Here is a 22,165-nt window from a genome sequence, read left to right as displayed (position 1 = left end):
ATCTCCAAGGGCTCCGCTCTCCGCCGAGGGATGCAGAGGCGAGCTGCCGGCTCTTGCCACCTCGATGCCTGACGTGTCGCTCACAAGTCCTGCACGTTATCCGGTTGCTCAAGCGCGTTACCGTGTCCCGTGATCGTATGGCTCAACGGCACCCACGGCGTGGGCAAGACGACGACCAGCGCGCTCGTGCAGCATCTGATACCGGATTCACGGGTGTTCGACGCCGAGAAGGTCGGCGAGACACTCATGGACATCACACCCGGGCTACCCGCCACGGACAACTTCCAGCACTGGCCGCCATGGCGGCAACTCGTCGTCGAGACCGCCCGCCGCGTGCTCGACTACACCGGCGGCACTCTGGTGATGCCCATGACCGTCCTGGTCGAGCAGTACTGGCGCGAAATCAGCACAGGCCTTGCCCAACATGCCATCCCGGTAAGGCACTTCGTTCTCCACGCTGACGAAGACACCCTCCGCGGGCGTATCGAGGGGGAACACCCCGTCCACTCCCCGTTCCGCCTCAAGTACCTCAAGCCCTACGCCGAGGCGGCCCGCACGTGGCTACATGCCGAGGCCGAGGTCGTCGACACTACGAACCTGACTCCCGCCCAGGCCGCCGTGCAGATCGTCCGAGCTACCACGGAAGGCTCAGATGTCTAACCTGAGGAATGCGGTTGAGTCAGGGCGGACGAGCTTAGCGCCTGCTGGCGGTGGAGCGGCAGACGACCGAGTCAAATGGCGGGGCGGGCCACTGCTGGCCGATGTTGACCGCCGCATCGGGCGCGGATCGGGCACGCGCTCGTGAGTCGGAGGCTTGAACCCCTAATGAATGCCTTGCTCTCCCGCCTGAGACCTACCAGCCGTGGGTCCAACGCGAGATGTACGGCCAGGGCTGGAGCGTCTACGGACTCGTTGCCTTCGGGGAGCGGATCGAGGAGGCGCTCGAGGCATGCCCGAACACTGCCTCCGCGCTGACGAAGGTCCCTCACCTGACGACCGCTGGGTTCTCTCGGATGACTCCTGGCACCCAAATCAAGCCCCATCAGGGATGGGTCACCACCGTTTACGCGCGCATCTCGGACTCGTCGTGCCGCAGGACTGCGCGCTGCGAGTGGGCGACGAGACTCGACAGTGGCGCGAGGGCGAAACCCTCGTCTTCGACGACACCGTCACGCATGAGGCGTGGAACTACGGCACCCTTGACCGCGTTGTGCTCCTGGTCGACTTCGTCCGTCCCGGCTGCGAGGACAGGCCGCAGGATGAACTGCCGGCCTCAGTGGCCGGCTTCGTACGACGCGGCGGATGAGCCAGACCACACAAGAGCACTCCAAGGCCCGTCTCATCCTCCCGTCCCGAGAACCCCGCCAACCGCCGGCAGCGCCCCGAGGCATCACGCTCAATGCAGCGCGGTACGTGGCAAGTCCGGATGTCGGATCATGACGGTGCCAGGCATCATCATCGTGTGAACGCCCGCCGAACCGTCGTCTTGGTGGATGACCTACGTTCGTTTGTGGATGGCCGTATCGCCGAGGTGGCCCGCACCAGCGACGCCGGAGTTGAACTCCTCGGTCGGTACCGAGGCCGGCGCTTGGATGAACTGTGGCTGGACCATGACCTCGGCGGGGATGACACGATCTGGCCGGTCGTGGAGGTCCTGGAACGGGCGGCCTTCGACAAACGCCCCTTTGACGTCGGCGTCATCAACATCCACTCCGCCAATCCGGCCGGCGCCGCGAAGGTCGCCCTGGTCCTAAGACGCTGGGGGTATTACGTCCGTGTCGCGTCGTGCTCAACCGAGGTCGGCTATCTCGACGGCCACGCAGTGAACTGACCGGCTCAAAACGCGCCGCCAGCTGGTTGCCGCACTCGGACGGCGGCAGAAGAGGAAGCCGACGGCGCATCGATCCCATCAAAATTGGCCGTCCTCCGACTTTGCCTGACGGCGTGCGCGAGGCGGTAGGGACCAGCAGCCGCCGTCGGGCCGGTGACCAACAGTTGGCATGATGGGCTGGTGACCGAGCCGGTGTTTCGATACCATCCTGATCCCTTGGCCACGGGCTCGGCGGTGCCGATTCAGCACGAATGCAGCGTCTGCGGTCAACTTCGGCAAATTCGCTACCGGGGACCGGTCTACGGCAGACAACCCGAGAGTCTTTGCCTGCACTGTATCTACTCCGGAGCGGCTTCCAGCGCACTCGGCGTCGTCGCCGCCACGGATGGCAGCGACATCCTGGAGATGCCCGCTAACCTTAGCGACGCCGTCGACGTACCTGACGACGTGCCGCATCACGTCATCGAGGAGATCACTCGCCGGACCCCCGGCTTCACCGGTTGGCAGCAACAGTCATGGCTCTACCACTGCGGCGATGGCGCGGCCTTTCTCGGCCCAGTTGGCTACCGCGATCTCGAACCTCATCCGGACGCCCTGAACATGCTTCGCGCGGGCCACCGGCAACGCGGCTGGTCACCCGAGGAGACCGAAGAGTTCCTGCACCGGCTCGACCGTAACGGTGAGCCCACCGCGTATCTGTTCCAATGCCTGCATTGCGGAACTCACCTCTCGTCCTGGGACATCGGTTAACCGCGCCTTCACGCCGAGACGCAGACGCACTCCTCGGCAGATCCGGTCGCCACGCCGTCACGCCAGGATGGCAAGCCTGGCGAGCAGGCCGTCGATGACACCCCCGCTCATCGGCAGGGCCGGGTGTTCGCTGCGCGGACTGCTCGTGACGAACTGTGACGCCCGATCGGCGGCATGAGTGGATGTCTATTGACTTTGGCGGCCACCGGTCAGATGGATGTGACGTAACCAGGGACTGAAGGCGGCGACGTGGCCCGAGGCGCCGTGGTGCGCTTTCGATGGCGTGAACCGGCCTTCGCTGACTGCGGCGTCGTAGGCGCCCCCGATGGCGTACTCGGCCAGGATTCCAGACACTTGGCGCTCGGCAGCCCAAGCGAGTCCAGCGTCCAGGTTGTCGAACACTCCGGAGGCATATCGGGCGGAGTCACCGTGGAAGATCCAGACGGTTGACCTGAGCGGGCTCCGCTGATCAGAAGTATGGCCTGCGCCGCTGGCCCTCCGGCGTAATGGAGAACGAATCGGGAAACTTGCCCGATCGATGGCGTACGGCCAGAAGCGCCGGTTCGGGGTGTACGCCCCGCAGCCCCGTCTCGGCTGCAGAGTTCGCGAAGGCATTCCACCTATGGATGCAGATGAGGTCGCGGTCACGATCGGCCGTGGTGTAGGCAAGCGTCTTGGGGTAAAACGGGTTAGTTCCCCCGATCCAGAGCGACGGTGGCCCGAACGTCTCAATGACTTCGCGCAGCACCCGATCCCGCGACAGCCAGCTGCTAACGTCCGCGTGGAGCTGCTCATACTCTGCCTCGGACAGCGCCCGTTCCAGCTCAAGCCAACCGAGGCGATGCGCGATCTCGGCGTAGACGGACGCCGTGGCATCACGCACGGCCCCTGCCGGCAGAATGTTGCTGTAGGCGCCCCCGACACGGACGTGACCACCAACTGACGACGCGGACTCTGGGGGCGTGACGTCGCCCAGGCGCCTTGGGGCTCCGTATCGGCACGTTTCACCGAGCAGTGCGAGGCCGACGTTTGGCCAACGCGAGCGGGGGCGCCGAGGCGCAGCGCGCACGGTCGGCGGCAGAGGAGGATGACGGAAACGGCTTGCCGATAGGCGGCGCCAATGCCACGCTCCGCCCCGATGACTACACGGAGCGAGCTTCGGGCATTGCACGACCAGCGGGTGCGGGGCACCATCGCCTCGCGTCTGCCGAACAACTGGAAGCCGTCGTGGGATGGCCCTGTCCTGCAGATAGCCACCCGCGCGCGAGGATTTGCCTTCGTGCAGGATCTCGACGGCCTCAGCGTCGACTACCGCCGCGCCGGCCACACATTGGCCGACGCCGCTTCCGGCATCGCCAACCTCCACAACATCATCCTCACCGGCTGACCATCGGCCCGGTCCCGGGCAACACCTTGAACCTGTGTGCTCTGTCTGCGGCATGAGAGTCCGCGGCGTGGATGCGCCGCGGATGATTGCTTGCTGCCCCTAGCCGATCTCGGGAAGACTGACCTCATGACAAGTCAAGTCAATGCTGATGGGCATGATTATTTTGCATTGCGGACGTTCCGTCAGGATGGGTCATCGGTGTCGACGCCGGTCTGGCTGGCGTCAGCCGGAGGGAACCTGTACGCGTACACACCCGGCCGCTCCTGGAAAGTGAGGCGGATCCGGCGGAACTCGAAAGTCGAGGTGGCGCCGTCCAACTTTGCCGGTGAACCTCACGACCAGTGGCGACCGGGCCACGCGCGGGTACTCCCCGCGTCGGAGTTGCGCATCGCCAAGCGCGCGATGACCGCAAAGTACGGAAACAAATTCCGTTGGTTCACGATCGTGACGCTGGTCGGTCGCCTCCGCAAGCACGGCGGGCGGGCTGTCGGACTCGAGATTAGCCTCGACTCGGTGTAGCACCCCCGCCAGGCGACATAGAACGTTGTCGACCGCTGTGGAGAATTGCGGAGCACTCCGGTGTGAAGCAGGACGCCGCACCGACTCTGACCTACGGCAATGTGGAGCCGCAGGCAGGGGTGGGTGCGAGCGGCGTCCCCACCCGAAGGGTGAGGCTGCTGAGCGATCAGGTGGCTCGGCCTGTCGGGGCCGCCGGTCGCGGCTTTCGCCGAGGCCCCATTCGCCGGCCATGTCGTTGTACGTCATTGTTCACTGCTGCGGGGTGTCGGCGGGGTTCAGTGAGAAGTAGTCCTCCTCTTCCTGCAGGAGGTGCAACCGGAGCACGGCGTCCAGCCCGTACAGGACCGCGAGAAGGTCGGGCAGCTCGTCGGGGCGCAGCCGGCCGTCCGGGTGCTGGGCCAGGTGGCCGCCGATGCGGTCCACCAGACGGCTGATTTCTACGTGCCCCCGGCTCATGGTGGAGGTCGCCTCGTCGCTGCCCAGAGGATCGGCCAGCGCGGGGTAGAGCCGCTGCTCCTCGGCCGCCTCGTGTGGCAGCACCTCGTCGACCAGCCGGCGGTGCACCCCACGTAACGCCGGTACGCATTCCGGCGCGTCGGGGCGGGTCGCTACCAGGTCGGCGGTGTCCCGCAGCCGGGCCAGCACGTCCCGCACCCCGGCGTGCTGGCCGGCGTACCGGTCGAGCAGTTCCCGGGTCTCCGGTGAGACCTTGCGGCGGCGCAGGCCGCCGCGGAGGGCTCGCAGCGCGTTGACGATCACCAGCACGTCGATGCCCTCCTGGAGGAACGCGCCGGCGACCGGGGGTAGCCCGCCGGCGGCGGCGGCGACCATCGCAACCACCGCGAGACCCATGCCGACGGTGGCGCTCTGTACCGCGATGCGACGTGCGTACCGGGCGATCTCGACGGCGTCGGCGAGCCGATCCAGCCGGTCGACGGTGAGCACCGCGTCGGCCACGTCGGCGGAGGCGGTGGCCCCGGTTGCGCCCATCGCCACGCCGACGTGCGCCTCTGCCAGGGCCGGGGCGTCGTTGACGCCGTCGCCGACCATCACGGTGATCGCCCGAGCGGACTCCTCCCTAACCCGGTCGATCTTCTCCTGCGGCGAGCACTGGGCGATCACGTCGTCCACGCCGACGCTCTGCGCCACCTGCCGGGCGGTACGCGGCCGGTCGCCGGTGACCATGATCAGCCGGCTGAGGCCGGCCTCCCGAAGCCGCCGCACGGTGCGCCGAGCGTCGGGGCGTACCGGGTCCTCGAGAAGAATCGCGCCGAGCGGGCCGCGGTCATCGCTGACCCAGACGGTGGAGTGGCCGGCCAGTTCGGCGCGCTCACGTACCCGCTGCGCCCATTCGGGCGCCTCACCGGCGAGCTGGCCCACCCGCACCAAGCGCCCGTTCACCCGTCCGGTCACCCCGCGCCCCGGCTCCTCGGTGACATCCGTCGGCTCAACCAGCCGCAGCCCCCGCTCGTTGGCCTGCCGGACGAGGGCGGCGGCCAGCACGTGCGTGGAGAGCTGCTCGACGGAGGCGGCCAGGCGCAGCACGTCGTCCCGGTCGCCGCCCGGCGCGACCACCGTCTCGGTCGCGCGGGGGCGGCCTGCGGTGAGTGTGCCCGTCTTGTCCATCAGTACGGTGCGGGCCCGGCCCAGCAGCTCCAGCGACCCGCCGTCGCGGACCAGTACCCCGCGCCGGGCCACCCGGGACAGTCCAGAGACGATCGCGATCGGGGTGGCCAGCAGCAGCGGGCATGGGGTGGCTACCACCAGCACCGCCACCGCCCGCAGGAACTGGCCGGTGAGCAGCCAGGCGGTTCCGGCCAGCAGCAGGGTGAACGGCACGAACGCGGCAGCGTACCGGTCGGCGAGCCGGACCATCGGCGCCTTGTGCGCGGTGGCCTCTTCGGCCAGCCGGACGATTCCGGCGTATGTGCTCTCCGCCGCGTTCTTCGTCGCCCGCAGCCCGAACCCGGCGTCGGCGTTGACTACGCCGCTGGCGACCTGCTCGCCCGCGGCGCGGGTGACCAGCTGCGACTCGCCGGTCACCACCGACTCGTCCAGCGTCGCAGCCTTTTCGACCGTCCCGTCCACCGGCACCACGTCGCCGGGGCCAACCACCAGCTGGTCCCCCGTCGCAACCTGGTCCAGCGGCACCACCTCGATCGCGCCGTCCGGAGTGCGCCGCCGGGCCTGTCGAGGGGCCCTTTCCAGCAGGGCGCGCAGGTCACGGCTGGCCCGGCGCTGTGCGTAGCCTTCCAGCGCCTGCCCGGTGCCGACCATCACGGCGATCACCGCGCCAGCCAGGTACTCGCGGACCAGCAGCGTGCCGACCAGCGCCAGCACCGCGATGACGTCCACCCCGAACTGCCGGCGCCACAGCTGCCGTAGCGTCGCCCACGTGACCGGCACCAGCGCAACGAGGGTCACCGCCGCCCAGACCAGCTGGGCCGCCGTCCGCAACCCTGCCACCCACAGCCCGCCGCCCAGCAGGGCGGCCAGGGTGATCAGGGTCAGCGGCGCCCACTCCCGCCAGTCCACCCGCCGCCCCCGCACCGGCTGTTCCGGCACGCACTCGTCCGGTTCCGCTCCCACCTGCGGATCGTCTCAGCGCACCGGTCCCTGCAAGCGGGAACCGGCGTGATCCGTTGCGGGCCGGACGACCCCGAGGCGGGGAATCCGTATGCCGGCTGACCGGCATCCCGGAGGACGGAGCGGCAACACCGCCCGGAACAGGTCCGGAGTGGGGCACGATGTGGAAAACGAAAGGTCGTGACGATGAGCCACGAGACGCCGGCCAGGGACCGCCCGCTGACCACCGCACTCACGCAGGCCGCCGCGGCGGCCGGTCTCGCCCCGTCGGTGCACAACAGCCAGCCGTGGCGCTGGACGGTCCTCCCCGACGCGCTGGAGCTGCGGATGGTGCACGAGCCGCAACTCGCCGCAACCGATCCGGAGAATCGGCTGGTGACGTTGAGCTGCGGCCTGGCGCTGCACCACGCGCGCGTGGCGCTGGCCGCCGAGGGTTGGGCCGCAGAGGTGGAGCGGCTACCCGACCCGGGCCAGCCTGAGCTGCTCGCCCGATTCAGCCGGTTCGAGCAGACCGAGGCGGACGCGGACGCGACCCGCCTCGTGCCGTGCATGCGGACTCGGCAGACCGACCGGCGGCCGGTCAGTGACGAGCCGGTGCCCAACGGCACACTCGACGAGATCGTCAAGTCGACCGGCGCGCAGGGCGCCCGACTCCAACTGCTCGACTCCGACCAGGTGATGGAGTTGGCGGCCGCGGCGGCCCACGCTGCGGTGGTGGCGGCGGAGGAGCCGGAGCTGCGGGAGGAGCTCGCGTACTGGACCAGCCGGGCCGCCGCCGGCGCCGGATTGCCCCCCGAGGTGCTGCCCGAGCAGCCCCCGCAGACCACCGTGCCGGTACGGGACTTCGGCAAATCCGGAACCCTGCCGATCAGCCCCGGACACGACCGTGCGGCCGCCTATGCCATCCTCTGGAACATCGACGACGAGCCGGACAGCTGGCTGCGCGCCGGAGAGGGGCTCTCCGCCGCCTGGCTGACCGCCACCCGGCTCGGCGTCTCGATGGTGCCGCTCAGCGGCGTGGTCGAGACCGACGGCACCCGGCAGACACTGCGCCAGATGCTGGCCGGGCTCGGCTTTCCGTATCTGGCGATGCGGCTGGGGATCGCCGACCGGGCGCACGCCGCGCCACCCCACACTCCGCGCCTGCCCACTGAGCAGGTCGTCGACACCTCCGCGGTGGACTCCGGCACCAGGTAGCGTGCCCGTCCCCGGACGCTCACCGGGGGGGGCCAAGCCCAGGAAACGAGCGTCTCGCGGAAGCCACCACGGGATGCGCGTGACAAAACCATGCCGGCCGGGCATGACCCACGACAGCCGATCGACCAACTCCTCAAAGACGTGAGGACAAGCCTCGATGGGCTGTCGTGGGCTGTGCCAAGGTGGCTTGCTGATCGACAACAGCGGCGCTTTGCGGGCCGCGCTCCGCGCTGTGCGGATGAGCTCTGCCTGGGATTGACAGCCACCACCAGACCGATGCCGACCTGTCACTGCGACGACCAGCGACCCGGGACCAGGAGCCACGAGCAACGCTGCAAGCAGCGAGCCCTGACCACTTCGGTGTCCACGAACGGCTCGGCTCAACCGGCGACGTCCACGACGACCTTGCCCTCGGCGGTGCCGTCGGCGACCAGCCGATGGGCGTCCATTACCGTGTCGAGCGTGAACCTGCGCTCGTCCAGTCGGGGGCGCAGCGCGCCGGCATCGGCCAGCGCCGCGATCTCGCGCAGGATGTCGCCGTGGTGTTCCCGGCCCCGCCCGGTGAGCATCGGCAGCAGGGTGAACACGCCGGAGTAGGTCGCACCCCGGAACGACAGCGGGGCGAGCGAGTGTGAGCCCCAGCCCAGTGCGCTGACGACGTGCCCGTGGTAGGTGCGTACCGCCGCGAACGAGGCGTCGAGCGTCGCGCCGCCGACGTTGTCGACGACGATGTCGAATCCCTCGCCGCCGGTGTACCTCTCGACGTACTCCTCGACCTTGCTCGCTGTGTAGTCGATCGGCACGGCACCCAGACTCTCGATCACCCGGAGGCTCGCCGGCCCGCCCGTGGCGTACGCCTCGGCGCCTCGCGCCTGGGCAAGTTGCACACCCACGTACCCGACACCTCCGGCGCCTCCGTGCACCAGGACCTTCTGCCCGGCGCGGACTCCGGCCCGGTCGACCAGCCCCTCCCAGGAGGTGACCGCCGCCAGGGGCAACGCGGCGGCCTCCCGCATCGAGAGGCTCCTCGGCTTGTGGGCCAGCAGTCGAGCGTCCACGGCGGCGTACTCGGCCAGCGAGCCCTGTAGGTCGCCGACGCCCCCGCACAGCCCGTGCACCTCGTCTCCCGGCTCGAAGCCGGCCACGTCCGCGCCGACCGCCGCGACGACGCCGGCAAGGTCCAGGCCGAGCACCGCGGGCAGCTCGACACGCGCGTGCGCGGCCTTACCTGCCTGGATCTTCGTGTCGAGCGGGTTGACCCCGCTGGCGACGATCCGCACCAGCACCTGCCCGCGCTCGGGGGCGGGTTGATCGATCTCCTCGACCGTCAGCGGAGCGTCGAACTCCCGCAACAACGCGGCGCGCATAACCATCCACACTCTCCGTGATCGAGGCTTCACGTGGACGCTATCCGACCGGATCGGCGGCGGGGCGGGTTCCTCGGACCGCGCCGGCGCCGCGACGGGCGGACCGAGTGTGGGTCAGTCGTCTTCGGCACCATCGAGTAGCGCGCGTCGCAACGCCAGTCGGTGCTTCCGGCGGATCTTCGCCTCCCGGTACCGTCGGCGGTCCCCGTCGGTCTCCGGTAGCAGCGGCGGCACGGTACGAGGCTGGCCGTCGTCGTCGATGGCGACCATGACCAGGTGGGCGGTTGCCACGTCGGTGGGAGGCACCGCCCGGTCCCACCGGTCGGCGGTCACCTTGACGGCCACCTCCATCGAGCTGCGGCCGGCCCAGGTGATCCGGGCGTCGACGTGCACGACGTCGCCGACCCGCACCGCGCGGAGGAACGCCGTCTCGTCGATGGCGGCGGTCACCGCCGGCCCGTCGGAGTGTCGGGCGGCGACCACACCGGCGACGGAGTCGATGAGGTTGAGGATCCGGCCGCCGTGCACCGTACCTATCAGGTTGGTGTGGTGCTGGTCGGGAAACCACACCGCCGGGTCGCGGACACACACTGGCGAGGACCTGGCCGTGCACCACACGCACGGCCCGTCACCCGCTCAGCCCACCCGCGAGGCCGACGGCAGCGCACACGGTTGTGTACGCGGCGCCGGCAGGTCTTCGGACTCGCGGGCCTGACCGGTCGCGCCGGTCCCCTACTGGCCGTCGCTTCCCAGGCCGTTGGCCCAGTGCTGATGACGGCGGTCGTTCCCACTCACCGCTGCGGGGCAGCCCCGGATTTCCACCGGGTTCCCTCTTACGACGCCCAGCCGGTCACGACGGGGCGAACCAGCGCCGTCGGCAGCATAGCTGGCCAGGGGATCTGTCCACCGAGGGCGTCCTGCCGCGGCGGCGGACGGCCTCATCGTCAACTTTTGTCGTCCGAGGAAGAAGATCGCCACCTATTGAAAAAAGTCTCGCGAGGGTGAGGATATCCAGATGCGTCGTCTCCCCCAGACTTGCGGGCGGGTGGTCTCGGGCCTCCTCGCGTTCCTCCTCGCCTCGGCTGTCGCCCTCCTCGCGTCCGCCCAGCCCGCCGCGGCGCACGGGACCCTCGCCACGTCCACACCGGCGAGCGGCGCCACCGTGCGCGAGCCGTTGACGGAGGTGCGGCTGTACTTCACCGAGAAGGCCGCCGCCAACGCGTTCTTCACTATCACCGCCCCGGGCGGCGCCCGTGTCGACAACGGCTGGTCGCAGGGGGAGCCGAAGCCGCTGGAGAAGCCGGTGCGGGAGTACTTCCTGGTCAACGGGCAGTTCGAGCCACGGGAGTACACGACGGGGTTCCCCGCGGTGGTGTCCGTCGCCCACCTGCCCGCAAAGGGCCAGTACTCGGTGAGCTACCTGTCGGTCGCCTCGGACGGCGACACCGTGCGGGGCACCCTGACCTTCCGCTACGACGGGCGGGTGACGGCAGCGCCGAAGGGGTGGAGCCCGCCATCGACCCAACCGGACCCGGCGCTGGTGGCCGCCACCGAGCAGCACAACACGTCCGGGCAGGCCTCGGCGGTGCCGACCACCGCGGACGATCCGTCGACCCCGCCGGCTGCGGCGGCCCCGTCGACCGGGTCGACCGAGGAGAGCGGTCCCGGGGCACCGGCCTGGGCCGGCTGGGCGGCGGCGGTCGCGGCGGTCGGGGCGGTGGCCGGGTTCGTCGTCTGGCGTCGCCGATCCGCCGGCACACCCACCGGCCGGGGCCGTACCTCGGCGGCGACCTCCGGTCGACGCGGCGGTGGCGCCCGTGCCACGAACAGGGCCGGCACTGGCAAGACCGTCGGCGGCAAGGCTGCCGGGGACAAGACCGTCGGCGGCAAGGTCGGCGGGGGCAGGGCCGGCGCGGCGACGGGCGTCGTCGCGCGTACCGCGAGCGACAGGCAGCGGCCCGCCACCGTGCCGGCGGCGCGCAAGGGCGACACGGTCGTCACGGCCCGCACGGGCGTCACCGTCGAGCCGACGCCTACCGATCAGGTGACCGAGGCCCTCGCCAACGCGGACGGCGAACCGACGGTCGACCCCGGGCCACGGCCCGACACGGACCTCGCCGCCGCGACGCCTGGGTCCCGGCTGAGCAACACCCACCTGGCGCTGTTCGTCGGCGGGCTGGTGGTGGCCCTGTTGGCCGGGTTCGGGCTGGCCCGTATCGGCACCGCCGACGAGAGTCCGGCGACCGGCAACGCACGACCGTCGGCCGGTGGACCGTCCGACTCGGGGCAGGTGGGCTCCGCGACCGACGGGCACCAACACCCGGCTGGTACGGGGCCGCACACGCATCGGGGTGACGACGCGCCGGGCGCGACGCTGGCGACCGGGACGACGGTCAGCGCCGGTGGGTACACCCTGCAGCCGCTGGAGCGGTCCCAACCCCCTGGTGTACGCGCCGACTACCGGTTCCGCATCGTCGGGACCGACCGGCAGCCGGCAACGACCTTCCCGGTCGTCCACGACAAGCCGTTGCACATGATCGTGGTGGGCCGCGACCTGTCCGGCTACCAGCATTTGCACCCGACGATGGCACCCGACGGCACCTGGAGCGTCCCCCTGACGCTGGCCCGGCCCGGCGGCTACCGCGTCTACGCCGACTTCTCCGTCACCGCGGCCGACGGCAGGCAGCAGCCTCTCGTGCTGGGCGTCGACCACACGGTGCCCGGCGCGCACACCCCGACCGCACTGCCGCCGGCACAGGCGCAGGCGACAGCTGGTCCGTACGCGGTGTCGATGACCGGCACCCCGACGGTGGGGGTGACGGCGCCGATGCACTTCCAGGTCAGCGCCGACCCGACCGTACCGGCGCAGTTGGAGCGGTACCTGGGCGCGTACGGGCACCTGGTAGTGGTTCGTGAGGGCGACCTCGGCTACGTGCACGTCCACCCCGAGCAGGAGTTGGTCGACGGGACCGTCAAGTTCTGGCTGACCGCGCCGAGTTCAGGCCGGTACCGGGCCTTCTTCGACTTCCAGGTCGCCGGCAAGGTGCACACCGGGGAGTTCACGATCAACGTTCCCTGACTCCGGAACTTTCTCCGAGCTGCGGCCGACCAACCTCCCAGCAGCAACCATCGGAGGAAGAACACATGCGCACCACCAGCCCAAACGCTTCACGCCGCCATTCGGCCGCCATCTTCGCCGCCGCGATCCTGACGGTGGGCGTCGCCGGTTGCGGCTCGTCCGACTCTCCGTCGACAGCGCAGGCGGGCCCGCCCGCGTCGACCTCGGCCAACCCGGACGCTGGTGTGCTCGGCATTCGTGACCCGTGGGTGAAGGCGGCCGACAAGGGCATGACGGCGGCCTTCGGGACCCTGGTCAACGACGGCGACACCGATGTCACGGTGACGAGTGCCACGACCTCCCTGTCGCCGATGGAGTTGCACGAGATGGCCATGAAGGACGGCAAGATGGTCATGCGGCAAAAGCAGGGCGGCATCGTGATCAAGGCCAAGAGCACGCACGCCCTGGAGCCCGGGGGCGACCACCTCATGCTGATGAACCTCACCAAGCCCGTTCAGGCCGGCGACGAGTTGACCTTCACCCTGACCTTCGCCGACGGCAAGAACCAGCAGTTCCGCGCCATGGCCAAGCCGTTCACCGGCGCGCAGGAGAGCTACGCCCCCGGGCACGGCGAGCCGATGCCCAGCATGAGCGCCACGCCGGAGATGAGCATGAGCCCGGCATCGTGACGCGGACACCACAGGTCCGGCCGGTGAGCAGGCGCGGCCTGCTCACCGGCGGAGCACTGGCCGCCGGCGGAGCCCTGGCCGGTGGTGCCGCGATCGCCGGCACCCGCGCGGGGAGGACCGGGCCGCCGACGGCGACCGCCGCCGACACGACGCCCGTGGCGACCGTCGGAGGGCTGGTCGAGCCGTTCCACGGCGCCCGGCAGGCCGGGGTGGCCACCGAACCGCAGGCGCACGCGTCGTTCGTGGCACTCACAGTGCGGGCCGGCGTCGACCGGGCCGCGCTGGGCCGGATGTTGCGGTTGCTCACCGACGACGCCGCCCGGCTCACCCAGGGCCGACCCGCGCTGGCCGACACCGAGGCCGAACTCGGGCTGCTGCCGGCACGGTTGACAGTGACCTTCGGCTTCGGGCCGGGCCTGTACCGGGCGGCCGGCGTCGACGACCGCCGGCCGGCATCGGTCACCGACCTGCCGTCGTTCCGCATCGACCGGCTTCAGCCGGCCTGGTCCGGCGGCGACCTGCTGCTGCAGATCTGCGCGGACGACGCGATCTCCGTCGCCCACGCCCAGCGGGTCCTGGTCAAGGACAGCCGACCGTTCGCCACAGTGCGGTGGGCCCAGCAGGGCTTCCGGCGCAGCCCCGGTGTCGAGCCGGGCGGCCACACCCAACGCAACCTCTTCGGTCAGCTCGACGGCACCGCCAACCCCCGACCCGGCGCGCCCATGGACACCGCCCTCTGGGTCCCGGACGGCCCGGCATGGCTGCGCGACAGCACCACAGTGGTACTCCGGCGGATCAGCATGAACATGGAAACGTGGGACCTGCTCGGCCGGACCGACCGCGAACTCGCCGTCGGGCGACGGCTCGACACCGGCACCCCGCTCACCGGCACCGCCGAACACGACGAACCCGACTTCGCCGCCACCGACGCCGACGGCCTCACCGTCATCCCCGACTTCTCGCACCTGACCCGCGCCCACGTCACCGACGACCGGCTGAAGATCCTGCGCCGGCCCTACAACTACGACGGGGTGCCGACGGCGGAGGGCCACGCGGACAGCGGCCTGATCTTCGCCTCGTACCAGGCCGACATCGCCCGACAGTTCCTGCCCATCCAGCGCCGGCTGGCCGATCGGGACCTGCTCAACGAGTGGACCACGCCGATCGGGTCCGCCGTCTTCGCCATCCCGCCCGGATGTCAACCGGGCGGGTGGATCGGCGAGCAGGTGCTCGGATGAGCACGTCAACCGTCATGACCGTACCGTCGTCCCGCCCCACCGCCGTCCGGCTCGGCGCGGCGGTGCTCGCCGCCCTCGTGGCGGTACTCATCCCGGCCAGCCCGGCCTGGGCGCACAACTCGCTCAAGACGGCCACGCCCGCTCGAGACGCGACAGTCCCGAGCGCACCGACCGAGGTCACGCTCGAATTCATGCAGCGACTCGACCCGGCGTTCACCACCATCGTGCTCACCGACGCCGCCAAGCGGAAGCTTCCCACCGGCGAACCGGTGGTCACCGGAGCAAAGAGCACCGTCCAGGTGACCGACACCCTGCCGAACGGGACGTACACGGTCGCCTACCGGGTCGTCTCCGTCGACGGGCACCCGGTGCAGGGTTCCTATCCGTTCACTGTGGCCGATCCGACGTCCAGCGCCGCGCCGGTTGCCGACGTGAGCGCGTCAGCGCCCGCCCCGTCCGCCGCTGCCACCAAGTCCGGCGGCGGTCCGAGCGCCGGCCTACTCGTCGCGGCTGCCGCGCTGGCCCTCCTCGTCCTGCTGACGGCCGGGCTGCTGTGGCGGCGGGCGGCCCGGCGCTGATCCGACCCGCCCGCGTGCGGTCGGCTCGCCCCATCACCTCACCGCACCTCGACCGGGCCGCCGACCGGGCCGACGCCACCGGCGCGGAGGACGACCTCTCCCGCTACAACGCGTTTCTCGCCGCGGCCGGACGGACCGACAGCGATTCGCGCCGCACGGTCCGGCCGGACCAGCCCTGACACCGGGAATCCGATTTTCGGGAACCACCGGCGTCTCTCCCCCGACTACCGGTCAGGGCCGACGCGACACCTCACCGGGCGACCAGACCAGTACGGGAAACACCTTCGTGCTTCCCGACTCTTCCGATCGGATCACCATGTCTCTCACCGAACTGTCCGGCACGCCGACGCCGGAGCCCGCCACTACCACCGAGAAACCGGCCCGACCCGCCCGGCGCGCGTCACCGTTCGGCGCGCTGCTGCTGCGGCTGCACTTCTACGCCGGCATCCTCGTCGCCCCGTTCCTGGTGGTCGCCGCACTGACTGGCCTGGCCTTCACCACCACCCCGCAACTCGACGCCGTCCTCTACGGCGACCAGCTGACCGTCGCCCAGGTGGGTGACCGTCAGCTCCCGCTGGCCGAGCAGATCGGGGCCGCGCGCAACGCGCACCCCGCCGGCAGCATCACCACAGTGCAACCCGGCGACGGCGACCGGACCACAAAGGTGGTGTTCTCCCTGCCCGAACTCGGCGAGAACCAGCACACCGTCTACATCAACCCGTACACCGGCGAGTCCCAGGGGCAGCTCACCACCTGGTTCGGGTCCACGCCGGCCACCACCTGGCTGGACGACCTGCACCGCCACCTGCACCTGGGCACCGTGGGCGAGCACTACTCCGAGCTGGCCGCGAGCTGGCTGTGGGTGATGGCGCTCGGCGGGGTCATCCTCTGGTGGCGTCGACGCGGCGCCGCCCGAGCCGCCGCTCGGCACCTGCTCGTGCCGGACCTGTCCACCGGTAAGGGTGTCCGCCGTACCCGGGGATGGCACGCCACCACCGGCATCTGGCTCACCGTCGGACTGCTCTTCCTCTCGATCACCGGCCTGACCTGGTCCCGCTACGCCGGCGCGAACTTCACCGCCGGCCTCGACGCGCTGAACGCCCGCACCCCGGAGATCTCCACCAGCCTCACCGCCGGTCCCCCCGCCCCTGCCGAGACCGGCGGGGGCCACGAGCACGGCGCCGCCGGGCCGGGCGGCGTCGTCGAGTCGGCGGCCTTCGATCGGGTCCTGACGGTCGCTCGCGGCGCGGGCCTCTCCGGGCCGGTCGAGATCAGCCCCGCGCCGGAGCCGGGCTCCGCCTGGACCGTCACGCAGGTCGACAACACCTGGCCGGTCAAGAAGGACCGCATCGCCGTCGACCCGGCCTCCGACACGGTCACCGCCCGCAGCGACTTCGCCGACTGGCCCCTGCTGGCCAAACTGAGCGGCCTCGGCATCCAGGCCCACATGGGGATCCTCTTCGGCCTGGTCAACCAGATCCTGCTCGCCGCGCTCGCCCTCGGCCTGCTCTGCGTCATCTTCTGGGGCTACCGCATGTGGTGGCAACGCCGGCCCACCCGCGCCGACCGCCGTGCCATCGCCGGCGCCCCGCCAGCCCGCGGCGGCGTACGCGGTCTGCCGCTCTGGGCGCTGCTGATCGGCGTACCGGTGACCGTGGCGATCGGCTGGACGCTGCCCCTGTTCGGGCTCACCCTGCTCGCTTTCCTCGTCATCGACGTGGTGGTGGGTGCGCTGTCTCGACGCCGGCGACCTGCCGTGGCTCCCACCTCCCCGGCCCCTGCGGGGAGCTGATCCAACGGACCGGCCGTCCGTGCTTGAACGGACGGCCGGACGCTTCGCTCAGATCACTACCTGTTTGGTGTTCGGCAGGCTGTCGACGATCGACTTCTGCACGTTGATCGTGTCGGCGATGATCTCGTGGGGCGTGTTGGCCATCCACTGCATCACCGAGATGTCCTCGAACCGGGGATGGCGGAACATCTCCAGGAACACCAGTGGCTCGTCGCCGGTGTTCTCGATGTAGTGGCCGTACGCGAACGGGACGTAACCCACGTCGCCGGCCTGGAAGTCGAACGTCCGGGCCGCGGCCTGGGATGCGAAGACGCCCATCCGCCCGGTGCCGGAGATGTAGTACTGCCACTCGTCGGTGGTGGGATGCCAGTGCAATTCGCGCATCCCTCCCGGCTCGACCTCGACCAGGGCCGCGGCGGTGGTGACGGAGGCGGCGAAGTTGGTCGAGTCGGTGATCCGGACCGTCCCGCCGCGGAATCGCTGCGGGGTCTGCGCGAGCATCCGGTGCTTGAAGCTTCGGGGGATGTCACCGGTCGGGCTGACCACCCGATCCTGCTGCAGGGGCGGTGGGACGTCGCCCTGGAAGATGTACTTCTCCCGCTCGGGCAGATTCTCCATCTGTTCCAGCGTCCAGCCGAAGTTCTTGGCCAGCACGTGTCGAGGGGTGTGGGCGAAGAAGTCGCTGAGCAGGAAGGTGTTGTTCTCCGAGAACGCCCCGTCGTCGAAGACCAGCAGGAACTGTGCGCCGTCTTCCAACGCCTGGATGTTGTGCGGCACGCCCTGCGGAAAGAACCACAGATCGCCGGCCTTCACGTCCTCGATGAAATTGCGGCCCTCGTGGTCGACGGCGCTGATCCGGCAGCTACCGCTGAGCATGTACGCCCACTCCGACTGCTGGTGCCAGTGGATCTCCCGGTACGCGCCCGGCTCGAGACCGAACTGGACGCCGGACAACTGACTGGCGATCGGGAGGTCCCGGTTGGTTACCTCGCGGGTCCAGCCGCCCTTCTCCACCCGGGTGTGCGCCTGCGAGAACGAGAACTTGAGGTTGGGCACCAGCCGGCTGTCGGTCGTCGGTGGAACCAGGAGGTCCGGGTTCTGCCGCTCGAGCTCGACGTTGCGGCCCGCGAAGGGCGGGGCGCCCTGGCCGCCGCGCCGAGGCTCGGGATCGCTGTTCGCCATGATCGCTGTCTCCTCACTCGGGTTGGATCGGACGGGGCGCGGGAACCGACCCGCCCCGCAGCCGTAGCCGGGACGAGATCCCCAGCAGGGCGCGCAGTCCGGGCCAGCCGTACTGGACCGTGATCGCGACCGGGATCGCCGCGGCGGTCGCCATCAGCACCAGGCGGGTCCACGCCGGAGCGTGACCACCCGCCCCGGTGCCGGCGTAGAGGACGAACATCAGCAGTACGACCCGGAGCCGATGCAGACCGGGAAGTTCGGTGAGCTGGGCCATGATTCGATGATCGGCGCCGAACGTCGCCCGTCGCATCACGTGATCGCGCCATTACCGCAGGTCAAATCCCGGACGGCGGGGGCCATTCGGCGCAATCCCACCGGTTCGTCGATCCGCTCGCCCGTACCTGGCGGCATGGCTAGGCTCGGTCGCAGGACGGCCTTTCGACGCGCCTGGTAACAACCGGGGAGAACGCCATTGTCCGAATCACCCTTCAACGCCGGAACGCTCCCGGCCGACGACATCGCCACCGATGCCGAGCAACGACGGCACCGGCTGTTCGCCACGGCGGACCAGCTCCGGCTGGCCGGACGCGGGATGGAGGCGCTGCACGTCCTGGCCGCGGAGATCGCCACGAGTCGCAGCGGCGAGCGCCACCGCGCCCACCTGCTCGGGCGAGTGGCGCAGATCGTGGCACTGGAGCAGCCGACCATCGCCCTCGCCGGTCTGCGGGAGGCGTTGAACCTCCGACTGGACGCCCGCAGCCGCGGCACCCTGCTCGCCCTGACCGCCACGATCGCGGCCCGCACGGGGCATCCGGACACCGATGCCCTACTGCGCGACGCGGGCACCGCGCACGCCGCGTCGGGTGACCAGGCGTCCGCTCGCCAGCTCGCGCTCGGCCGGGCCGCCCGCTCGCTCGCGCACGGTGATCTGCCCGGCGCCCAGGCCGTGCTGGCGGCCCTCGACCCGGACTCCTGGACGGCACGCGCCGACGCCCCGTCCATCCGGGCGGAACGGATCCTCGTGCAGCTCGGTCTGGGCCGCCACCAGGACGCGCGGGCCGCGACCCGCCAGGCGCCCGAGGCGACCGACGCCTCACTCACCGGGCTGACCGCGTTGGACTGCCTGCGCATGGTGGCAGTGGGAGAGCTGCCCGAGGCCGCCGCGCTGGCCGTCACGACGCTCAGCTCCGACTCTGCGGACCTCAGCAGGGAGGTGCGTGCCCTGTTGGTAGCGGTGATCGGCGAGGTCCGCTACCGACGGGGCGAACACGACGACGCCCGTGCCATCCTGCGCGCCTGCCTCGCCGAGGACCGCTGGCCCGACCGTACGATGTGGACGTTCGCGTTCTGTGTGGCGGTGCGCGACCCCGCCCTCAGCGCGCCGGCCGGCCTGCTCACCACTGTCGTCGCCGACCTGCACCGGTCGGTCCGGTCACTTCTGCCCGTGCCGCACTTCGGCCCCCGACTGGTACGCGCGGCGGTGGCGGCCGACGACACCCGGGCCGCCCGGCGGGTCACCGAACTGGTCGAGCTGGTCTCCACTCGTACCCCGGTGCCGCTGTGGCACGCGCTGGCCGACCAGAGCCGAGGGTTGCGCGACGGCGACCCGGACGCCCTCCGGTCGGCGGTGGACCGGCTGCGCACCACCGCCGCGCGGCCGGCGCTGGCCGACGCGTTGCTCGACCTCGCGAACAGCCCTCGGGCGCGATCCGGGGAGGCGCGCGATGCCGCGCACGAGGCTGCTGCCCTCTACGCCCGGATCGGCGCTCCTGGGGACCAGGCGATCGCGGACCGGCGCTGCGCCGATCTCGCCGCCACCCCGCGCCACCGGCCGCCGGTCGACGAGTCGCCAAGCCGGGGCATCGGCGCGCTCACCCCCGCCGAGGAGCGGGTGGCCGAGATGCTCGCCGCCGGCGTCACGAAGAAGGAGGCGGCCAGGAGCCTCTTCGTCTCCTTCCACACCGTGGACACCCAACTCCGCTCCATATACCACAAGCTGGGCATTCACAATCGGATGCAGTTGGTGCGGGCCTGGGAACGGACCAGACGATAATCAGCCGATGACAGCGCCAGCCGACCTGACCCCGCTCGCCGAGGCCGTGGAGTGCGAATTCATGCACTCCTACGAGTCGCAGGCGCCCGGGCCCACGTACACCGATCTCGGGATCGCGACCACCCGCATCGACGGCGGTGTCGCCCTCGCCATGCGCAACGATCCCTCCGGCGGGTACTGGAACAAGGCCCTCGGCTTCGGCACCACCGAGCCGTTCACAGTGCAGACCCTGGATCGCGTGCTCGACTTCTACCGGGAGCACGGCGTCGACCAGGCAGTCCTCCAGCTCGTTCCGTCGGTGCTGCCGGCGGGCTTCGACGAGGTCGCTGCCGCGCGCGGGCTCGAGCCGGGAAGCACCTGGGTCAAGCTCGCCGCCCGACCCGGCGACGTCGCCGCGGCGCAGACCCGTCTGCACGTCGCGCCGGTGCCGGCCGCCGAGGCGCGACGCTGGGCCGACGTGCTGCTCACCGGGTTCGGCATGCCGACCGGTGGGCTCACCGACATGCTGGCCGCGACGGTCGGCCAGCCGGCGTGGCGACCGTACGCCGCCTGGGACGACGGCGAACTGGTCGCGGGCGGCAACCTGTTCCTGCACGGCGAGGCCGCGTCGCTCAACGCCGCCGCGACGGCCACAGGGCACCGCGGGCTCGGGGCGCAGTCGGCGCTGATCGCCGCCCGCGCCCGAGCCGCGGCCGAGGCGGGATGTCGGTGGCTGTTCGCCGAGACCGGCAAGCCCGCGCCCGGTCAGCAGAACCCGTCGCTGAACAACATGCGCCGGGCCGGGCTGGTGCCGCTCTACGAACGCCGCAACTGGGTCTGGCGAGCAGCTTCCTGACCCCGCCCGCCGCTGTCACTTCTCGCTGTCGAGCAGCGCCATCATGGCGGTCGCGTACCGCTGGCCGGAGGCGGCGCCGGCCGGCACGGCACGCTCGATCTCGTCCAGCGCGTCCTGGTCGAGCACCAGGTCGACAGCGGCCAGCGACTCGGTCAGCCGGTCGCGTCGCCGCGCCCCTACCAACGGCACGATCTGTTCGCCCTGTGCCGCCACCCAGGCGATCGCCACCTGGCTGGTGGTCGCCCCCAGCCGCTGCGCGACCCGGCCGAGCGCGTCCACCAGGCGCAGGTTGGCGGCCAGGTGCTCGCCCTGGAACCGTGGGCTGTTGGCCCGGAAGTCCGTGCCGGTCAGCGCACGGTCCGCCGACCAGTGGCCGCTGAGCAGACCTCGGGACAGCACCCCGTAGGCGGTCAACCCGATGCCCAGCTCCCGCAGCGCCGGCAGGATGGTGGCCTCCGGGCCCCGGGAGAGCAGCGAGTACTCGATCTGCACGTCACTGATCGGCGCCACCGCCGCGGCCCTGCGGATGCTGTCCGCGCCCACCTCGGAGAGCCCGATGTGCCGGATGTAGCCGGCCTGCTGCATCTCCAGCAGCGCGCCCACTGTCTCCTCGACCGGCACCTGCGGGTTCAGCCGTGACGGCCGGTAGATGTCGAGGTAGTCGGTGCCCAACCGTCGCAGCGAGTACGCGAGCCGGTCCTTCACCGCCGCCGCCGACACGTCGTACGGTGCCGCCTGGAAGCCGCCGTCGGGTGTCCGGCGTGCGCCGAACTTCACGCTGAGCACCACCTCGTCCCGGCGGCGCTCCCGCAGCACGCGGCCGATCAGCATCTCGTTGTGACCTGACCCGTAGAAGTCCGCGGTGTCGATCAGGTTCACACCGGCGTCGATAGCCGCGTGCAGCGTCGCGACGCTCTCCGCCTCGTCGGCCGGCCCGTACAGGTCGGACATGCCCATCGCGCCGAGCCCGATGATCGACACCTCCGGCCCGGAGGCACCCAACCGTCGCCGTCGTAGACCCGCCATGTCCCTCGTCTCCTCCGGTCGTCGTCGCGGTGCGTCGCGGTGTGCGGGCACCGCTGTGTACGCTGTGTCCATATAAC

General features: G+C 70.7%; 21 protein-coding genes, 1 pseudogene and 1 riboswitch. Of the genes and pseudogenes, 15 read left to right on the top strand and 7 right to left on the bottom strand.

What is annotated here, in order from left to right; genetic code table 11:
* The first annotated feature begins 129 nt into the window (after nt 1–129).
* The 4 genes and pseudogenes from ABZ794_RS03895 to ABZ794_RS03880 all read left to right on the top strand — a co-directional run bounded on the left by ABZ794_RS03895 (nt 130) and on the right by ABZ794_RS03880 (nt 2,581).
* Nucleotides 130–660 (top strand): AAA family ATPase, encoded by a 531-nt coding sequence (locus ABZ794_RS03895; protein WP_210781472.1) that lies wholly within the window; start codon nt 130–132, stop codon nt 658–660.
* Between the two features lie 218 nt (nt 661–878).
* Nucleotides 879–1,306 (top strand): annotated as a pseudogene (locus tag ABZ794_RS03890) (aspartyl/asparaginyl beta-hydroxylase domain-containing protein).
* Nucleotides 1,307–1,462: 156 nt separating this feature from the next.
* A complete protein-coding gene (locus ABZ794_RS03885; protein WP_210781473.1) occupies nt 1,463–1,831 on the top strand; it encodes a cyclic-phosphate processing receiver domain-containing protein in 369 nt (122 codons plus the stop codon).
* A gap of 180 nt (nt 1,832–2,011) precedes the next feature.
* On the top strand, nt 2,012–2,581 hold the full coding sequence (locus ABZ794_RS03880; protein WP_238689958.1) for a CbrC family protein: 570 nt from the start codon (nt 2,012–2,014) through the stop codon (nt 2,579–2,581).
* A gap of 469 nt (nt 2,582–3,050) precedes the next feature.
* On the opposite strand, the gene ABZ794_RS03875 is transcribed toward ABZ794_RS03880, so the two are convergent.
* Entirely contained in the window at nt 3,051–3,464 is a 414-nt protein-coding gene (locus ABZ794_RS03875) for a hypothetical protein (RefSeq protein ID WP_210781475.1), read from the bottom strand.
* Between the two features lie 255 nt (nt 3,465–3,719).
* Between ABZ794_RS03875 and ABZ794_RS03870 the strand changes: the two genes are divergently transcribed.
* Together ABZ794_RS03870 and ABZ794_RS03865 are read left to right on the top strand one after the other, a co-directional pair.
* Nucleotides 3,720–3,968, top strand: a complete 249-nt coding sequence (locus ABZ794_RS03870) for a hypothetical protein (protein WP_247668930.1) — start codon at nt 3,720–3,722, stop codon at nt 3,966–3,968.
* Nucleotides 3,969–4,094: 126 nt separating this feature from the next.
* A complete protein-coding gene (locus ABZ794_RS03865; protein ID WP_210781476.1) occupies nt 4,095–4,487 on the top strand; it encodes a PPOX class F420-dependent oxidoreductase in 393 nt (130 codons plus the stop codon).
* 249 nt (nt 4,488–4,736) lie between these two features.
* On the opposite strand, the gene ABZ794_RS03860 is transcribed toward ABZ794_RS03865, so the two are convergent.
* Nucleotides 4,737–7,076 carry a heavy metal translocating P-type ATPase gene (locus tag ABZ794_RS03860; RefSeq protein ID WP_210781477.1) on the bottom strand — a complete coding sequence of 780 codons (2,340 nt, stop codon included), beginning with the start codon at nt 7,074–7,076 and terminating at the stop codon, nt 4,737–4,739.
* Nucleotides 7,077–7,259: 183 nt separating this feature from the next.
* On the opposite strand from ABZ794_RS03860, the gene ABZ794_RS03855 reads away from it, so the two are divergent.
* The gene (locus tag ABZ794_RS03855) at nt 7,260–8,270 is read left to right on the top strand and encodes a nitroreductase family protein (RefSeq protein WP_210781478.1); all 1,011 of its coding nucleotides are present in this window, start codon (nt 7,260–7,262) and stop codon (nt 8,268–8,270) included.
* A gap of 380 nt (nt 8,271–8,650) precedes the next feature.
* Here ABZ794_RS03855 and ABZ794_RS03850 read toward each other — a convergent pair whose 3' ends face one another.
* Together ABZ794_RS03850 and ABZ794_RS03845 are read right to left on the bottom strand one after the other, a co-directional pair.
* Complete coding sequence (locus tag ABZ794_RS03850; RefSeq protein ID WP_210781479.1) at nt 8,651–9,643, bottom strand: zinc-dependent alcohol dehydrogenase family protein; 993 nt, start codon at nt 9,641–9,643, stop codon at nt 8,651–8,653.
* Between the two features lie 108 nt (nt 9,644–9,751).
* Nucleotides 9,752–10,228, bottom strand: coding sequence for an acyl-CoA thioesterase (locus ABZ794_RS03845; protein WP_307850457.1), 477 nt, complete (start codon nt 10,226–10,228; stop codon nt 9,752–9,754).
* Between the two features lie 79 nt (nt 10,229–10,307).
* Nucleotides 10,308–10,522: riboswitch (cobalamin riboswitch) on the bottom strand.
* Between the two features lie 130 nt (nt 10,523–10,652).
* Between ABZ794_RS03845 and ABZ794_RS03840 the strand changes: the two genes are divergently transcribed.
* From ABZ794_RS03840 to ABZ794_RS03815, 6 genes are all read left to right on the top strand, one after another.
* On the top strand, nt 10,653–12,716 hold the full coding sequence (locus tag ABZ794_RS03840; protein WP_357514068.1) for a copper resistance protein CopC: 2,064 nt from the start codon (nt 10,653–10,655) through the stop codon (nt 12,714–12,716).
* Nucleotides 12,717–12,781: 65 nt separating this feature from the next.
* Nucleotides 12,782–13,384: a copper chaperone PCu(A)C gene (locus tag ABZ794_RS03835; protein ID WP_210781481.1), complete on the top strand. Its 603-nt coding sequence runs from the start codon at nt 12,782–12,784 to the stop codon at nt 13,382–13,384.
* Between the two features lie 23 nt (nt 13,385–13,407).
* On the top strand, nt 13,408–14,622 hold the full coding sequence (locus ABZ794_RS03830; protein WP_357514065.1) for a Dyp-type peroxidase: 1,215 nt from the start codon (nt 13,408–13,410) through the stop codon (nt 14,620–14,622).
* Nucleotides 14,619–15,200, top strand: a complete 582-nt coding sequence (locus ABZ794_RS03825; protein WP_247668931.1) for a copper resistance CopC family protein — start codon at nt 14,619–14,621, stop codon at nt 15,198–15,200. The genes ABZ794_RS03830 and ABZ794_RS03825 overlap by 4 nt, the downstream gene beginning before the upstream one ends.
* Nucleotides 15,201–15,214: 14 nt before the next feature.
* Nucleotides 15,215–15,379, top strand: coding sequence for a hypothetical protein (locus tag ABZ794_RS03820; RefSeq protein ID WP_210781551.1), 165 nt, complete (start codon nt 15,215–15,217; stop codon nt 15,377–15,379).
* A gap of 137 nt (nt 15,380–15,516) precedes the next feature.
* Complete coding sequence (locus ABZ794_RS03815) at nt 15,517–16,992, top strand: PepSY domain-containing protein (protein WP_210781483.1); 1,476 nt, start codon at nt 15,517–15,519, stop codon at nt 16,990–16,992.
* A 48-nt stretch (nt 16,993–17,040) separates the two neighbouring features.
* On the opposite strand, the gene ABZ794_RS03810 is transcribed toward ABZ794_RS03815, so the two are convergent.
* Nucleotides 17,041–18,174 (bottom strand): oxalate decarboxylase family bicupin, encoded by a 1,134-nt coding sequence (locus ABZ794_RS03810; RefSeq protein ID WP_210781484.1) that lies wholly within the window; start codon nt 18,172–18,174, stop codon nt 17,041–17,043.
* Between the two features lie 13 nt (nt 18,175–18,187).
* Nucleotides 18,188–18,448, bottom strand: a complete 261-nt coding sequence (locus tag ABZ794_RS03805; protein ID WP_210781485.1) for a hypothetical protein — start codon at nt 18,446–18,448, stop codon at nt 18,188–18,190.
* A gap of 198 nt (nt 18,449–18,646) precedes the next feature.
* On the opposite strand from ABZ794_RS03805, the gene ABZ794_RS03800 reads away from it, so the two are divergent.
* Together ABZ794_RS03800 and ABZ794_RS03795 are read left to right on the top strand one after the other, a co-directional pair.
* Nucleotides 18,647–20,227, top strand: a complete 1,581-nt coding sequence (locus ABZ794_RS03800; protein WP_210781486.1) for a helix-turn-helix transcriptional regulator — start codon at nt 18,647–18,649, stop codon at nt 20,225–20,227.
* Between the two features lie 7 nt (nt 20,228–20,234).
* Nucleotides 20,235–21,062, top strand: coding sequence for a GNAT family N-acetyltransferase (locus ABZ794_RS03795; protein ID WP_210781487.1), 828 nt, complete (start codon nt 20,235–20,237; stop codon nt 21,060–21,062).
* A gap of 15 nt (nt 21,063–21,077) precedes the next feature.
* On the opposite strand, the gene ABZ794_RS03790 is transcribed toward ABZ794_RS03795, so the two are convergent.
* Nucleotides 21,078–22,088, bottom strand: coding sequence for an aldo/keto reductase (locus tag ABZ794_RS03790; protein WP_238689947.1), 1,011 nt, complete (start codon nt 22,086–22,088; stop codon nt 21,078–21,080).
* Nucleotides 22,089–22,165: the final 77 nt, after the last annotated feature.

Source organism: Micromonospora sp. NPDC047187 (genome assembly GCF_040643355.1).
GTDB classification, from domain to species: Bacteria; Actinomycetota; Actinomycetes; order Mycobacteriales; family Micromonosporaceae; genus Micromonospora; species Micromonospora salmantinae.
The sequence above is the reverse complement of the archived record's forward strand: the minus strand, read 5'-3'. Positions and strand labels throughout refer to the sequence as shown.

Bases quoted from the DNA above. Each gene is read 5' to 3' on its own strand.
- ABZ794_RS03815 (WP_210781483.1), top strand. From the start codon at position 15,517: ATGTCTCTCACCGAACTGTCCGGCACGCCGACGCCGGAGCCCGCCACT.
- ABZ794_RS03850 (WP_210781479.1), bottom strand. From the start codon at position 9,643: ATGGTTATGCGCGCCGCGTTGTTGCGGGAGTTCGACGCTCCGCTGACG.
- ABZ794_RS03795 (WP_210781487.1), top strand. From the start codon at position 20,235: ATGACAGCGCCAGCCGACCTGACCCCGCTCGCCGAGGCCGTGGAGTGC.
- ABZ794_RS03840 (WP_357514068.1), top strand. From the start codon at position 10,653: ATGCGTCGTCTCCCCCAGACTTGCGGGCGGGTGGTCTCGGGCCTCCTC.
- ABZ794_RS03835 (WP_210781481.1), top strand. From the start codon at position 12,782: ATGCGCACCACCAGCCCAAACGCTTCACGCCGCCATTCGGCCGCCATC.
- ABZ794_RS03855 (WP_210781478.1), top strand. From the start codon at position 7,260: ATGAGCCACGAGACGCCGGCCAGGGACCGCCCGCTGACCACCGCACTC.
- ABZ794_RS03805 (WP_210781485.1), bottom strand. From the start codon at position 18,448: ATGGCCCAGCTCACCGAACTTCCCGGTCTGCATCGGCTCCGGGTCGTA.
- ABZ794_RS03825 (WP_247668931.1), top strand. From the start codon at position 14,619: ATGAGCACGTCAACCGTCATGACCGTACCGTCGTCCCGCCCCACCGCC.
- ABZ794_RS03790 (WP_238689947.1), bottom strand. From the start codon at position 22,088: ATGGCGGGTCTACGACGGCGACGGTTGGGTGCCTCCGGGCCGGAGGTG.
- ABZ794_RS03865 (WP_210781476.1), top strand. From the start codon at position 4,095: ATGACAAGTCAAGTCAATGCTGATGGGCATGATTATTTTGCATTGCGG.
- ABZ794_RS03810 (WP_210781484.1), bottom strand. From the start codon at position 18,174: ATGGCGAACAGCGATCCCGAGCCTCGGCGCGGCGGCCAGGGCGCCCCG.
- ABZ794_RS03870 (WP_247668930.1), top strand. From the start codon at position 3,720: ATGACTACACGGAGCGAGCTTCGGGCATTGCACGACCAGCGGGTGCGG.